This is a genomic window from Mycoplasmopsis opalescens ATCC 27921, assembly GCF_000712185.1.
GTDB lineage: Bacteria > Bacillota_I > Bacilli_A > Mycoplasmatales > Metamycoplasmataceae > Mycoplasmopsis > Mycoplasmopsis opalescens.
The window spans coordinates 22,965-37,543 of sequence record NZ_JOOB01000008.1; the positions used below are offsets into that span (position 1 = coordinate 22,965).

General features: G+C 29.8%; 16 protein-coding genes. 14 read left to right on the plus strand and 2 right to left on the minus strand.

Translation table 4 applies throughout. The features are described 5' to 3' along the window. Nucleotides 1-6 precede the first annotated feature (6 nt). The 6 genes from T385_RS0100210 to T385_RS0100235 all read left to right on the plus strand — a co-directional run bounded on the left by T385_RS0100210 (nucleotide 7) and on the right by T385_RS0100235 (nucleotide 5,499). A complete protein-coding gene (locus T385_RS0100210; RefSeq protein ID WP_029905432.1) occupies nucleotides 7-1,635 on the plus strand; it encodes a NusA N-terminal domain-containing protein in 1,629 nt (542 codons plus the stop codon). After that, nucleotides 1,616-1,921: a YlxR family protein gene (locus tag T385_RS0100215; protein WP_318023865.1), complete on the plus strand. Its 306-nt coding sequence runs from the start codon at nucleotides 1,616-1,618 to the stop codon at nucleotides 1,919-1,921. The genes T385_RS0100210 and T385_RS0100215 overlap by 20 nt, the downstream gene beginning before the upstream one ends. Next, complete coding sequence (gene infB / locus T385_RS0100220) at nucleotides 1,891-3,699, plus strand: translation initiation factor IF-2 (protein WP_029905436.1); 1,809 nt, start codon at nucleotides 1,891-1,893, stop codon at nucleotides 3,697-3,699. The genes T385_RS0100215 and infB overlap by 31 nt, the downstream gene beginning before the upstream one ends. Nucleotides 3,700-3,726: 27 nt before the next feature. After that, nucleotides 3,727-4,239, plus strand: coding sequence for an adenine phosphoribosyltransferase (locus T385_RS0100225; RefSeq protein WP_029905437.1), 513 nt, complete (start codon nucleotides 3,727-3,729; stop codon nucleotides 4,237-4,239). A gap of 104 nt (nucleotides 4,240-4,343) precedes the next feature. Continuing rightward, nucleotides 4,344-4,847 carry a peptide-methionine (S)-S-oxide reductase MsrA gene (gene msrA, locus T385_RS0100230; RefSeq protein WP_029905438.1) on the plus strand — a complete coding sequence of 168 codons (504 nt, stop codon included), beginning with the start codon at nucleotides 4,344-4,346 and terminating at the stop codon, nucleotides 4,845-4,847. Nucleotide 4,848: 1 nt separating this feature from the next. After that, entirely contained in the window at nucleotides 4,849-5,499 is a 651-nt protein-coding gene (locus T385_RS0100235; protein WP_051677933.1) for a hypothetical protein, read from the plus strand. Between the two features lie 72 nt (nucleotides 5,500-5,571). Here T385_RS0100235 and T385_RS0100240 read toward each other — a convergent pair whose 3' ends face one another. Together T385_RS0100240 and T385_RS0100245 are read right to left on the minus strand one after the other, a co-directional pair. Further along, nucleotides 5,572-6,615 (minus strand): YhjD/YihY/BrkB family envelope integrity protein, encoded by a 1,044-nt coding sequence (locus tag T385_RS0100240; protein ID WP_029905440.1) that lies wholly within the window; start codon nucleotides 6,613-6,615, stop codon nucleotides 5,572-5,574. Between the two features lie 73 nt (nucleotides 6,616-6,688). Next, entirely contained in the window at nucleotides 6,689-7,135 is a 447-nt protein-coding gene (locus T385_RS0100245; RefSeq protein WP_029905441.1) for an RpiB/LacA/LacB family sugar-phosphate isomerase, read from the minus strand. Nucleotides 7,136-7,214: 79 nt separating this feature from the next. On the opposite strand from T385_RS0100245, the gene T385_RS0100250 reads away from it, so the two are divergent. From T385_RS0100250 to T385_RS0100285, 8 genes are all read left to right on the plus strand, one after another. Continuing rightward, a complete protein-coding gene (locus T385_RS0100250) occupies nucleotides 7,215-9,278 on the plus strand; it encodes an Mbov_0121 family peptidase domain-containing ABC transporter (protein ID WP_084276654.1) in 2,064 nt (687 codons plus the stop codon). Between the two features lie 88 nt (nucleotides 9,279-9,366). Further along, entirely contained in the window at nucleotides 9,367-9,648 is a 282-nt protein-coding gene (locus T385_RS0100255; protein ID WP_156953931.1) for a hypothetical protein, read from the plus strand. A gap of 49 nt (nucleotides 9,649-9,697) precedes the next feature. Further along, entirely contained in the window at nucleotides 9,698-10,153 is a 456-nt protein-coding gene (gene ybeY, locus T385_RS0100260; RefSeq protein ID WP_029905445.1) for an rRNA maturation RNase YbeY, read from the plus strand. A 2-nt stretch (nucleotides 10,154-10,155) separates the two neighbouring features. After that, on the plus strand, nucleotides 10,156-10,548 hold the full coding sequence (gene cdd, locus T385_RS0100265) for a cytidine deaminase (protein ID WP_029905448.1): 393 nt from the start codon (nucleotides 10,156-10,158) through the stop codon (nucleotides 10,546-10,548). Then, nucleotides 10,548-11,420 (plus strand): GTPase Era, encoded by an 873-nt coding sequence (gene era / locus T385_RS0100270; protein WP_029905450.1) that lies wholly within the window; start codon nucleotides 10,548-10,550, stop codon nucleotides 11,418-11,420. Before cdd ends, era begins: the two co-directional genes overlap by 1 nt. 8 nt (nucleotides 11,421-11,428) lie before the next feature. Further along, nucleotides 11,429-12,502 carry an aminopeptidase P family protein gene (locus T385_RS0100275; protein ID WP_029905452.1) on the plus strand — a complete coding sequence of 358 codons (1,074 nt, stop codon included), beginning with the start codon at nucleotides 11,429-11,431 and terminating at the stop codon, nucleotides 12,500-12,502. 133 nt (nucleotides 12,503-12,635) lie between these two features. Next, entirely contained in the window at nucleotides 12,636-14,075 is a 1,440-nt protein-coding gene (gene proS / locus T385_RS0100280; RefSeq protein ID WP_029905454.1) for a proline--tRNA ligase, read from the plus strand. An 8-nt stretch (nucleotides 14,076-14,083) separates the two neighbouring features. Further along, complete coding sequence (locus T385_RS0100285) at nucleotides 14,084-14,458, plus strand: MG284/MPN403 family protein (protein ID WP_051677934.1); 375 nt, start codon at nucleotides 14,084-14,086, stop codon at nucleotides 14,456-14,458. The last annotated feature ends 121 nt before the right edge of the window (nucleotides 14,459-14,579 follow it).

Here is a 14,579-nt window from a genome sequence, read left to right on the forward strand (position 1 = left end):
GAAAACATGCGTACAAAAAAGAATACTGATGCAATAACTAAAAGTGAAGGACAAATACTTTATGACTTATTCTATGACTTTTCTAAACGTGAATTTTTCACTTTAAGTGACATTGTTCAAATTTTTAACCGCGAAACAACCAAAATTCTCGCTAGATTAGACCCTGATACAGAAATTAGTTATGAAATTGATGAAGATAAAAAAGTAATTAATGTTTATAACTTAAACGCTATAGTCTGTGACGATGAAGAAGAAGACGAAATTTTATTATCCTTATCTTATGTTAAGTTAGCGGAAGCTAAGTTGATTGATTCTAAAATTCAAGAAGGCGATACTATCAAAAAAACTATTTCGCTTAAAGAAGTTGCTAAATATGTTGAAGAACAAAAAGCTTCTAATATTTTAAAAGCAATTCATGCATCACTTATCCAAGCTATTTCAACATTAAAAAAGAAAAAGATTTTTGACAAATACAAGGATAGAATAGGCGAAAAAGTTCAAATTCAATTTAGCTCAAAAAACAAAGACGGATCTTGAAATGTCCAAATTATTGATGAAGGTGATTTAACAATTAGTGCTTATTTACCCTCAACATTAATATCGTCTAAACGTAAAATTAACCCCGGTAATTTCTCATCAGCAATTATTGAATCAGTAGAGGAGGAAACAAGATTAAGTCAAATTCAAGTTTCATTAGATTCTCCTAAAATGGTTATTGAAATGATCAAAAGAGAAATTCCTGAAGTTGCAGACGGACTAATAAACATAGTAAAAGTAACTCGTCAACCAGGAGAAAGAACTAAAGTTGCTATTGCTAAAAATACTGATAATTATTTAGCAAAAGATATTGACGAATATGGTTCAATTATAGGTCAAAATGCAGCAAGAATCAAAACTATAAGTGATCAATTAGATGGCGAAGCCATAGACATTATTGCCTATGATAATGATATAAAAAGATACATTAGTAATGCAATGGCACCTGGTAAGATTTTTGACGTAGTATCTAAAAATATAGTATCAGAAAAACAAATGTACTTTGTTATTGTTGAAAAAGACAATGCGACACTAGCTATAGGACGTAAAGGTATTAATGTTAAATTAGCTTCAGAACTTGTAGGTGTTAAGATTGATGTTATTACAACCGAGGAAGCAAGAACAAAAGGGATTGTATTTGATGGTGCTTATCGAAGTGCAGCTCGTGCTAAAAATACTGTAGACAGCCAATTTTCACCTAGATATCGCGACAATAATTCAACAAAAAGAAATAACAAATTTAATAACATAAATGTTGTAATTGATAGTTTTGATAGCGATGTTAGAGCATTTAAAGAACAAGAAGAAAATCAAGAATTTAACTCTTATGAAATGGACTTCGAAGAATTATTCAAACAACATATGGGTGAAATTTCATCAGAAGAATCCGATGAAATGGATTCTGAAGCTGAAGACAACAAAGTTGAATTAACTGCTGAACAAGAAAAGAAAGTGGCAAAAGAATCTAAATCTACTGCGGAAGACTACAAACGTATTAAAGAAACATTAAAAGACTTTAAAGTCGATGATGATCTTAAATCATTTGGCCTTGACAATGACTTTGACTTAAGTGATTTTGATGATGAAGATTGAAACTAAAAAATGAAATCGAAAGTGCATTGTTACAGGCGAAATAGTTGAAATTAATAAATTAGTGCGCTTTGATTTTGATAAAAAAAATAATCAAATCACATTAGATTTAGAAAAAAATAAAAAAGGTCGAGGAGCATATTTCATTCCTTTAAAAGAAAACTGACAAAAAATAGTAAAAACTAGAGGATTAAATCGTGCATTTAGAACTTCTGTAGACAACGAAGTTTATAAAAATATTGAAATAGAGTTAGAGGAGACAATATGGCAAAAGATAAAAGAAGAAGCAATATAAAAGAGGTTCAGAGCCAAATTAATAATATTAAAACCGAAGTCAAAGGTGGTACATTTATTTTTACTAATAAAATGCCTCTTGGGGAGTTTGCAACAAAAATTGGCATGAATATCAATAGTTTGATTAAGTATTTCCTTATGAAGGGAAAAATGTATCAAATCAACCATATTTTAGAAGAAGAAGAAATAGCGGAAGTTTGTCTTGAACAAGGTTTGGATTTCAAAAAAGAAGATTCTATTGATGCATCTAACTATTTAAATATGGTTCATTTTGATGATCCTGAAGATGAATTATCTCCAAAACCTCCCGTTGTAACTATTATGGGTCACGTAAACCATGGAAAAACTACGCTAGTTGACTACATTCGTAAAACTAAAGTTGCAGCGACCGAAACCTCTGGAATCACTCAACACGTAAGTGCATACCAAATTAAACACCAAGATAAATATATAACTTTAATTGACACACCAGGACATGAAGTCTTTACTCAAATGCGTTCTCGTGGGGCAAAAATTACCGATATAGTAGTTTTAGTTGTAGCTGCAGATGATGGAGTTATGCCTCAAACTCGTGAAGCAATCGAACATGCTAATTTAGCCAAGGCTTCAATAATTGTTTTTGTTAATAAAATGGACAAACCACAAAAGAATTTGGAAAAATTAAAGAGTCAATTACTAGAGGCTGGAGTAGTTTTAGAAGAGTATGGAGGCGATGTTCCTGTTATTTATGGTTCTGCTATAAATGGGCAAGGAGTTGATGAATTACTCGCTAATATAGGCGTTTTAGCTGAATTATTAGATTTAAAAGCTAATAATAATCGTCATGCTTCAGGTGTTGTTGTTGACTCACGAAGTGATAAAGGAGCCGGCGTTGTTACGTTATTAATTATTAAAAACGGAACTCTTTTAAAGGGTGACTTTATCGTTGCTGGTTCATCTTATGGACGTGTAAAAAGCATGTTAAACTCATCGACTAGACGTCCTATTGAGGAAGCTTTTCCAGGAATGCCTGTAATTATTCACGGCCTTAACACTTCTCCTTTAGCTGGGGATAGATTCATCTGTTTCGAAGATGAAAAATTTGCCAAAAAAATTGCTTTAGAGAAAGCAAATATTGACAAAACTCGTGAATTATCAAATAGGTCAACAAACAACAATAAAGATGAAGGTAGAAAAATCCTTAATATTATTGTCAGAGCTGATGTTCAAGGAACCGCAGAGGCAATTAGAGGTGGTATAGATGGAAAATCAAATAATGATGCAATTATTAAGGTTATTGGAGCTCAAACCGGAATGGTTAATAACCAAGATTTATTATTAGCTCAAGCTTCTGACGCCGTTATTATTTCATTTAGAATGAAACCGACGCCAAATATCAAACAAAGCGCTAAACAAAGTGGTATAAGAATCGCTTATTATGAATCTGTTTTTGAAGTTATAGCTGACATCGAAAAAATGCTCGATGGCGAAAAGACTATTGTTTACGAGGAAAGAAAAACAGGTTCAGCCCACATTGTTAAATTATTCTTCTATTCAAAAGTTGGAACTATTGCAGGATGCATCGTCGACGAAGGTGTTGTAAAAGCCAATGCAAAAGTCAAAGTATTTAGAAATAGAAAATTAATTTATGAAGGTGTAATTGATTCATTAAAACGTGGACTTGATGATGCGAAAGAAGTTGATAAAGGAAATGATTTTGGTACGCATATTAAGAAGTTTAATGATTTAAAAGAAGATGATATTTTAGAATTTTTCGAAGATGTACCTGTTACCATTTAATCTATAGTACAGGCAAAAAGGATGAAAATGAATTTAAAAGATTATGTACGCGATATCCCTAATTTTCCAAAAAAAGGGGTTGTGTTTAAGGATATTTCTCCTCTTTTAGCAGATGGCGAAGCATTGCACAATACGATAAATCAATTTGCTGAAATTGCTAAAGATTGTGATGTTATCGTTGGTCCAGATGCTCGTGGTTTTCTATTCGGAACTCCAACAGCAGCAGTATTAAAAAAACCTTTTATAATGGTTAGAAAGCCTGGTAAATTACCTGGTAAGGTTATTTCAAGAGGTTATGATCTTGAGTATGGTAATAATGTTCTCCAAATCCAAGATGGATTTATCAAGCCTGGTCAAACCGTCGTAATTATTGATGATGTTTTGGCCACAGGAGGAACCACTCAAGCCGTTATAAAATTACTAACCGAACAAAAAGCAATTGTTAAGAAAGTAATTTTATTACTTGAATTAGAAAGCTTAAAAGGTCGTGAAGTTTTAGAATCTCACGGTGTTGAAGTTCACTCATTAATCAAATATTAAAGCGAGGAAATCGCTTTTTATTTTTAAAAGTTTAAATTTTCATACTTTTTAATCCTTTTTTATAAAGTTTATTATAATAATTAAAATACTATAAAGGAGTTTTTATGATTAAAACAGTTTATCTTGCTGGCGGATGTTTTTGAGGAGTTGAAGCATTTTTTAAACAGTTGCTAGGTGTTAAATCAACAAAAACATGCTATGTTAATGGTGGGTATGAAGGAGTTGATTATAAAACAGTTTGTAAAGGATCAGATCATGCAGAAGCAATAGAGTTAGTTTATGATGACGAAATTCTTAGTGAAAATATCATTTGAGAAGCTTTTTTAACTATTATAGATCCATATTCTTATCATCAACAAGGTAATGATAAAGGTTCACAATATAGAACTGGAGTCTATACTAATGATGCTAAATTACTCAATAAATTTAAAAAATATAATGTAAAATTTATTGAAAGTGAAGGTAAACAAAATTTTATAGAATTTTTGCCAGTAACTGATGTAACAATTGCTGAAGATTACCATCAAGATTATTTAGGTAAAAATCCACTAGGATATTGCCATGTTGATTTAAATTCTGGCAAAGAGGAGTGAAAAAAAAGAGGTTAAAGTGCAAGTTAAATTAAAGTCTGAACTTAACCAAAATCATAGTAGCCAAGCGAAATTAGTAACAAATAAGTCAAGTGTGAGCTTATATAAAATTGTTACTAGCGCAGTATATATTGCTTGGTATTTTGCTGCAGCTTTTACTATTTATTTAGGATATATACCTTTCGGCCATACACAACTAACTTTTTTACCCGCAATATTAACTATTTCAATTTTACATTTAGGTTTTTTTGGGTCTTTAGTGTCTGGTTTAGGCTTTGGATTTTCTTCATTTATTGCAGCATATATTTTGGGTATTATAAAATATCAAAATTTTGATATTTCAGTTATACCAAGGTTCTTGACTTCCATATTAGTGTATTTAATTTATTTACTTTTAAAAACACATAAAAATCCTAAACTTTGGAAAGTTATTTTAATGGCTTTTTTTGCGGTTTTCTTTAACATTATTTTAACATTATCTGCACAATATTTTCATCACCATTATATAGCCGAGCTAAAAGGAATTTTACCTGTTAAGGAGTGAATAATAACACACCCAGTGAATTTAATTGGTGAACCAATAATATGTATTATTGTAGCCACAGCTCTATATCCAATTGGTATGCATCTAAGAAAAAAATACAAAAACTTGAAACTTATTATGTGATAACATTATTACCTAAAAACACTGTACCACAGTAATTTTAGGTAATAAATAAATAAAAAACAGGGTTCCTGTTTTTTATTTATATTTAGCAAAGAGATTGAATCTTCTACTAATTGTGTAGTTTGAAATATAAGTCTTATAATAAGATTCATTTACGATAATACCTAAATATATAAAGTATGAAAAATAAGAAATAAAAAGGGCAATATACATAAATGCACTTATTATTCCGTACTGATTATAATCAATACGAGAAGTTAAAAATCCAAATATTGTGATGAAGAAAACATTCGGGATAGTTGCTACCATTGCTCCAGCATTGATACCTTTTCAACTTTGTTTAAAAGAAGGTGTCAATAGGTATAAAAGTGAAAGACCAAGGTATAAAAATCCAAAAACAAATATTGAAAAAGTAGAGTAGAATAATGCACTTCGATCATAACTATTAACATCCATGTTTCTTGTTGCTAAACGATAAAAACTAGTGTAAATAATTGAAAAAAATAATAGATAAAGTGCAATTCCAGAGACTATTAAAAATCCTTTAAAACGGTTATAAAATCAATTTCCTGGGCTTTCGTGGCCATAAATATAATTCTGAGTAAATACAAAGCGTCCTCACCCACTAGATGCAATCCATAAAGATCCGGATAAAAGCACAATATATGTTGCAAATTTTCCACCACTATCTAGTATGCTTTCATGTCCTGTAATAACGTTTTTAATAGCCGGTATCATTCTGCCTAAAATTTCATTAATAAAGGTCTCACCATAACCAGGAATTAGATTTAATATCGAAATAACTAAAGTGACAATTGGAACAAATGAAACTAATAAATAAAATGATTGCGCAATTGGTATATAAACCGAATCATTTGAAACGAATTGTTCATATGTGCGATTAACCAATTCTCTATTTTTGCTTTTATTTAAAAATGATTGCTTAGGCATAACTATTATTAAAATAATCGAAATAATGAATTTAGTTACTAGCTCATAAAGATAAAAATCATTTGACTTATTAGGTATAATATTGCGACTAAAAAGGCTGTGCTTAAGTGCTTTTCGTCGAGCTCGCTCTAATCTGCTTTTTTGTAATCCGGTGTAAATTTTTCGCATTTTACCTTTCGATATCTGTTGTGAGCTAATTATACATTATTATAAATATAAAAAATGAGCCTATGAGCCCAAATTATTTAATTTCGATTGATTCGATTCTGCTGCAGTGTCTGCCACCTTCAAATTCAGCCTCAATATAAGCATCAACCATTTTTTTGCCTTCTTCCAAACTAATTTGACGGCCACCCATAACTAAAACATTTGCATTATTATGCATTTTAGCTAAAGTTGCGTCTTCAACAGATGCTATTCTAGCCGCCCTAATGCCTTCATGACGATTTAAAGCATATGAAATTCCTAAACCTGTTCCACAAAAACCTAATCCAAAAGTTACTTCTTTATGGTCTTTAATGTAGTTAGCTAATTTGTGGCCTTGGTCAGCATACGAAATTGATTGGCTTGAATCAGCAGGCCCGAGGTCAACAACTTCATAGCCTTTTGATTTTACATAATCGCGTAATTGATTTTTTAAATCAACTCCGCCATGATCACTAGCTAAAGCAATAATTTTCTTCTGCATATTTGCTCCTTTGCTGTACTATTTTACAAAAATTCTATTTTTTTCCATTTTTTTATTAAGAGAAAAAAATAATAAATAAATGAATATGAGAATTAAAAAACAGGAAGATATTAAAGATTGTGGCTTATGTGTTTTGCAATATTTATCCAAGAAAATCAATGGTTATAACACTGAAATTAATTATTTAAAATTGAATGCTAAATATGGCAAAAACGGATTGAATATCAGCGGATTTATTGAACTAGGTAAAATGATTGATTTAGCTATCGAAGCCTATGAATGCAATCTAGAAACATTAAAAACAATTAACCAAAATGACTATGCTACAGTTATTTTGGTTAAAAGAAATGAACTAATGCATTATATGGTTTTAGAATATATTGACAATGGTACATTTTATTGTCAGGATTCATCAGTTGGCAAATTAATACAGATTAAAAATGAAGAAATGCAACAAATTTTTCAGAATAAAATTATGTTGATCAGCAAGCGAGGACACAAAAAACCAAACAACAAAGAACTTAAAATCAATAGTAATTTTAGTGCTTTATTGGATATAAGCGGTTATCGTTGATACTTATTTTTTGCTGGTATTTTAAATATGGTATTAGTTTTTATATCAACTTTTTTCGCCAAAATTGTTTTTGATTTATTGCTTCCAAATGAATATAAAAGTCAATTGCTGATAATTTTTATTTTATTTATTTGATTAAACATATTAAGGATTTTTAATAGCCATCTTAAAAGCATCATAACGAAAAAAATAGAAAATAAAATTGAAATGAACTTAATTAATTTCTATTTTTATAAAATAAATCACTCCAAAAAGAATTTTTTACGCAAATTAACAACCTCTGAGTATTTAAAAAGGCTATCTTATATCTCATTAATAAGTGGTTATCATAGCGAATTTCTGTATGTTTTTATAACAGAATTATTTTCATTTATCATATCATTAACGCTGCTTGTTTGAGTCAATTACATCTTATTTATAGTGCTTTTGGTTACAACTATATTAACATTTTTAATTAATTATATGCACAATCTAATTATTGAAAAAAAATATTCTGTTTCTATAAAAAAAGCCGAAGAAAAGTATAGTTCAGAATTAAGTGAAATAATGAGTATCACAAACCAAAAAAATATGGATCACATTAATTTTATTGAAACTAATAGGGTCAAAAAATTATATGAGTATAAAAATAATGAGCTTAATATTTTTAATATTAGTAATAGGAAGGACTTATTTTCTAATTTAGTAATGGGTAATCTTACCCCAATTATAATTGTTATATCCTCATTTTTAATTTTTGATAATAAATTGACAATAGGATATTTAATACTATTTTTAAGTGGAATAAGTTTTTTTACTAGTCCAATTCTATCTATTTCTTCTTTAATTTCTACTCATCACATAATGCAAAAAAATGCGGATTTAATTAATTTTGTTTATAGTTTTAAGGAAATGATTAATTTTAACGAAGGAATTAAAATTAAAAAAATAAATCAAATAGAGCTTTATGATATAAAGTACAAATATGAAGTTGGCAAAACAATCATTAAAATCCCATACCTAAAAATTAACCAAAATTGCTGTTTTACAGGGAAAAATGGTACAGGGAAGTCCACTCTATTATCTATTATTGCAAATGAGTTTTCGGATGTTGAGGGAACAATTAAAATTAATGGTCAAAGTTTAGATTCTTTTAATCTTCAGGATTTTGAGAATAATTTAATTTTAATATCCAACAATAATTTTATGAGTGATGGTAATATCATAAATTACATAACATATGGCAACAAAGAATACCAATTGGAATTTTACCGAAACTATAGTAAATATGGACTTTCAGATATTTTTAATGAAATGAACTTAGAATTAAATATCGACGCATATAATAATGGATCCAATTTGTCTTCAGGACAAAAACAACTCATTCATCTAATGAGGTTATTTTGTAAGAAGTACCACTTAGTCTTATTAGATGAAGCTTTTGAAAATTTATCGAAAAATATTTATAAAAAAATTAAGGAAAGAATAAAAAACTATCAAAATGAAGCTGTTTTTATTGAAATTAGCCACAATAGAAATTATGTATTTAATAGTATGGAGGTAAATCTTGACGAGTTTAACAAGCGTTAACAAATGATTTTGGATTTTTTTTGCTTCACTTTTTATTATTTCTTTTTCACTAATTATCTTTTTAGCTTTTTATCATGTGCAAAACAAAATGGCAGTTATTATCATAAAAAATAGCAATAATGAACTTGAGCTTTTAACGGTAGACAAACATATTTTAGATATTGAAAACGGTGAAGCTATAAATTTTTTTAAAGGAAACACTAAATATGAAGTAGTTTTTAAAAAGTATATATTCGATGGAAACACCTATAAAATAGTGTTGTACGATACAAACCAAAAGTTTTTTCATAATATAAAACCAGGTGATAAACTTTTTCACTTTTACGGTTCGCAAAGCATGTTTAGCTGATTATTTAATATAAAAAACTAAGTAGGTTATATTTATATCGATATTCTATAATAAATACTATAATTATTTTATGGTTGAATTAAATGTGGATATTAAATCTGGAAAAAGCTTTAAATTTGAAAAAGAATTTGTTCAAATTCTTGAAAATTTGCAAAATTATTTTCAGATAAACAAAACAATTTTGCTAGATGTTTCAATTGTGGACAATGAAGAAATACGTATGTTAAATAAGGAATATAGAGGCAAAGATTATGCCACGGACATATTATCATTTGATTTCGGAAATGAAGATTTTTATGATGCTATGCCTTTTTTAGCTATTGGCGAATTAGTTATAAACCATGAAAAGGTTGAAGCACAAGCTAAAGAATATGGCCACTCATTAAAAAGGGAATATTGTTATTTATTTGCGCACGGTTGTATCCACTTAATGGGCTATGATCACGAAACTGAAGAAGAAAAAAAAGAAATGGATGGCCTAGTTGACTCCATATTTAATCCCTTAAATATCACTAGAGAGGAATAATTATGATAGTAGAAAAATTGAAAGAATTAAGAGCTAAGGCATATGCACCATGATCTCACTTTAGAGTTGCTGCAATAGCGATTGATAATAATGGAAAGGAATTTTACGGAGTAAATGTTGAAAATGCTGCCTTCCCATCAGGTTTATGTGCCGAAAGATCAGCTTTATTCGGGTCTGTGGCTTATGGCGGAAAAATTGGAAACTTTAAAGAAATTCACATTATTTCCAGCGGTGAAGCTTGTGTTTCACCTTGCGCTGGGTGCCGCCAAGTAATAACTGAATTTATGCCTAATGATGCCAAAATTTTTATGTACAATGGCGCAGGCGATAAGGTTATTGAAAGAACCGTAGTTGAAATGGTTCCATTCCCAATTAGAACAGAGCAAATAAAATAATGAGAGTAGCATTAGTTTCGATTATTGGTAGACCAAATGTAGGCAAATCATCACTAATGAATAAAATAATTAGCTATGAAGCTTCGATAGTCTCAAATGTTCCTCAAACGACAAGGGACCAAATTACAGGCATCTATAATGAAGATAATTATCAAATTGTTTTTTTAGATACACCTGGAATTCATAAACCTTTAAACATGCTAGGCGAAGCTTTAAATAAAAATGCTTACGATACTTTGAAAGGTTCAGATGCTTTGCTATTTTTAACTCCAATTAATGAAAAAATTGGAAAAGGCGACCAATTAATCTTAGAAAAAATTAGCAAATTTCCCTATAAAATAGCTGTTTTAACTAAAATTGATCTTGCAAATAATCCTGATTTAATTGCTAATAAAATTAAGGATTTAGAAGCTTATAATTTTGATCATGTAATAAGCGTTTCTATTAAAAACGATAAGTCAATTGATCAATTAATTGAATTATTAAAAAAATACACTTATGAAGGTGATCCATTTTATGATCCCGAGTATATCACGGATAAGAGTATGAGATTTATTGCGCGTGAAATTATCAGGGAAAGCGCCATTAATAATCTCCGCGATGAATTACCTCATTCAATAGCTGTAGAAGTTAATGAATTTAACGAAGATTTTGAAGATAAAATTATTATTGAGGCGATTATTTATGTTAAAAAAGCTTCACAAAAAGGTATGGTGATTGGTGCTGGTGGTCAAAAGATTAAAACAATTGGAATGCAAGCAAGACGTAAAATTATGGCTCAATTTGCCACCAAAGTTGAATTAAATCTTAAAGTCAAAATTGCAAATAAATGAATCAATGATCCAAAAACACTTAAAAAATTTGGATATTAGGAGTAAAAATGAATCGCAAATATTTAGATAAATTATTTCATGAAAAAAATATTGATGCTCTTGTTAGTGTTGCACCACAAACAAGATTATGAGTAAGTGAAATTCAAACCACAGACGGATATACAATTATCGAAAAAGATAAAATTTATGTTTTTGTTGACGGCCGCTACATTGAATATGCACAAAACAATGCAAAAAATGTTGAGGTTAGACTTTTACAAGGCAAATCATTGCAAGAATTTTTTGACCAAAAAGCCTATAAAACAGTTGCTTTTGAAACAGACTATATAATCCATCAAGATCTTGAGAGACTATCTAAAATTATCAAACCTAAAGAAAGAGTTTTTGTTAATAGTCAATATTTAAGAATTTTAAAGGATGAGAAAGAAGTTGCGATTTTGCAAAAAGCAATTGATATTTCTTTAGAAGCCCTTGAAGATCTTAAAAAAGAAATTAAGCCAGGTATGACTGAAAAAGAAGTTGCCGCAAAATTAAACTATCTAATGAAAATTAAAGGAGCAGAAAAAGAAGGTTTTGATGAAATAGTTGCTACCGCTTCATATTCAGCTGAACCTCATCACCACCCGACAGATAGAAAAATTGAAGCTGGTGAATTATTAAAAATTGACTTTGGTGCACAATATAAAGGCTACACAGCAGACATTACAAGAACTTTTATCTTGAAAGATGAAAAAAACAGAATTACAAAAGCAAATAACCCTGAAGCTGAAAAAATATTACAAATAGTTCTTGAGGCCGCTAAGGCAGGAAGAGATGCTGTAAGACCTGGGATTAAAGCCAGCGAAATTGATAAAGTTTGTCGTGATTACATAACGGCTAAAGGTTATGGTCAATACTTCACACACTCTACTGGACATGGCTTAGGCATTGATGTTCATGAATTACCTAGTGTGAGTACTTTAGGTGACATTATTTTAGAGCCGGGGATGGTTTTAACAGTTGAACCCGGAATATACGTGCCAGGTTTAGGTGGAGCCAGAAATGAAGATGATGTTCTAGTTGTTAAAAATGGTCGCTATGTGCTTTCAAATGAAAATGAACGTGACCCACTAGAATTGTAAAATGAGAATAAGCCAATATTTTATGGGCTTATTTTTATTAAAAAAATAAAATAGTTTAATTTTTTATATAGAAAAACCATATTATTCTAATCTTTAGTATAATTATCAATAACATAAATTGCGAGGAATTTTTATGAGGAATAGAGAATTAGAAAAAATAACTCCACTTGAAGTGGATTTTGCGCGTTGATATACTGATGTAGTTACTGCTGGTAATTTAATAGCTTATGGTCCAGTTAAGGGCACATTAATGTATAAGCCTAATGCTTATGGGATTTGAGAATTAATTCAAAAGAATTTAGATGAAATTTTTAAAGCTAATGGAGTAAAAAATGTTTATATGCCTATTTTTATTCCGGAATCTCTTTTTGCAAAAGAAAGAGATCATATTGTTGGTTTTAACCCTGAATTAGCCACTGTTACTATGGTTGGTGATAAAAAGCTTGATGAAAAAATTTATATTCGCCCAACTTCTGAGGTACTGTTTGCTGAGTTTTTTAAAAATGAAATAGAGTCGCATAAAGACTTGCCAATTATTGTTAATCAATGAGCAAATGTTGTAAGGTGAGAAAAAACTACTAATCCATTTTTAAGAAGTAGAGAATTTTTATGACAAGAAGGCCACACAGCCCACGCGACAGCAGAAGAAGCAAGAGAAACGACAACAAAAATGATTAATATTTATCAAAAATTCTTGCGTGATTATCTTGCTATACCTACAATTAAAGGTAAAAAAACCCATAGAGAAAAATTTGCAGGAGCTACAACAACTTATACAGTTGAAGCGATGATGAAAGATGGTAGGGCTTTACAATCAGGAACAAGTCACTATCTTAATCAAAACTTTTCAAGGGTTTATGATATAGCTTTTAAAAATCAAGACAATAAAAAAACCCATGTTTACCAAACTTCTTGAGGTGTTTCAACCCGCTTACTAGGAGCAATTATTATGTCTCATGGAGATAATCGCGGTTTGATTATTCCACCTAAGGTAGCACCAAATCAAGTAGACATTATAGAAGTTTTTGCTAATAAAGATCCAAAAGTACATGAATGTGCCCTACAATTAGTTAAAACACTATCGAAAAAAAATAGAGTTAGACTAGATTATTCTGATAAGACGCCAGGGTTCAAAGCCTCGCAATCAGAAATTGAGGGTACCCCACTTAGAATTGAGGTTGGACCTCGTGATGTAGCTAATGGAGAAGTTGTTTTAGTACGTAGAGATACACTTGAAAAAACTATTGTTAAGATTGAAGATGTACCAAAATATGTTAAACAACTTCTCAATGAAATTCACAAAAATCTTTATGCTTGTGCTGAAAAAAGACTAAATGATAATATTGTTCATGTAGACAATTATGAAGATTTTAAAAAAGCGATTGCTGAACAAAAATTTGTGTATGCACCTCTATGTTGTGGTGATATCGCTGAGGCCAAAATTAAAGAGGAAACAGGTGCAACTGTTCGTGTTATTCCTCGTGGCTCAAGAACTACAAAAGGTGCTAAATGCTTATACGAAGATTGCACCGCTGAAACATACAGATGAGTTATATTTGCTAGAGCATATTAATTCTATAAATGAACATAAATTTATATAAATTACTAGTGTTTGAGGCAAGAAGAGACTATACTGGTTCTTCAAACCAAGAAAAGGCGATTTTTAATTTATGTCGCTTTTTCTATTCATTAAATAAGGAATTAAATAATGAGTTATTTGCTGAAAAACACTATAAAAAAGGCGAATTAGACGAAATTGCAATTTTAAGAAATGAATATATAAAATTTCTTAACTTGCTCAGTATAATGAGTGAAGAAAGTAGATTGATCATCGAATATGATTACTACTATGCTAAAGATAATAAGTGATTTTATGATTTCTTTTCTAAATCAACATATTACAAACGAAAACAAACCGCAATTAAGGAATTCGTCGAGTTATTAAAACTATTATAAAAACGCAAAAATGGTGCGTTTTTTCTTTATGGTTATAACCTTTATAAAAATAAAATTATGTATTCTTTTTATTTAAATTCCAGACCATTTAGGTTGCTAATTTAACTTTTTTGATATTATA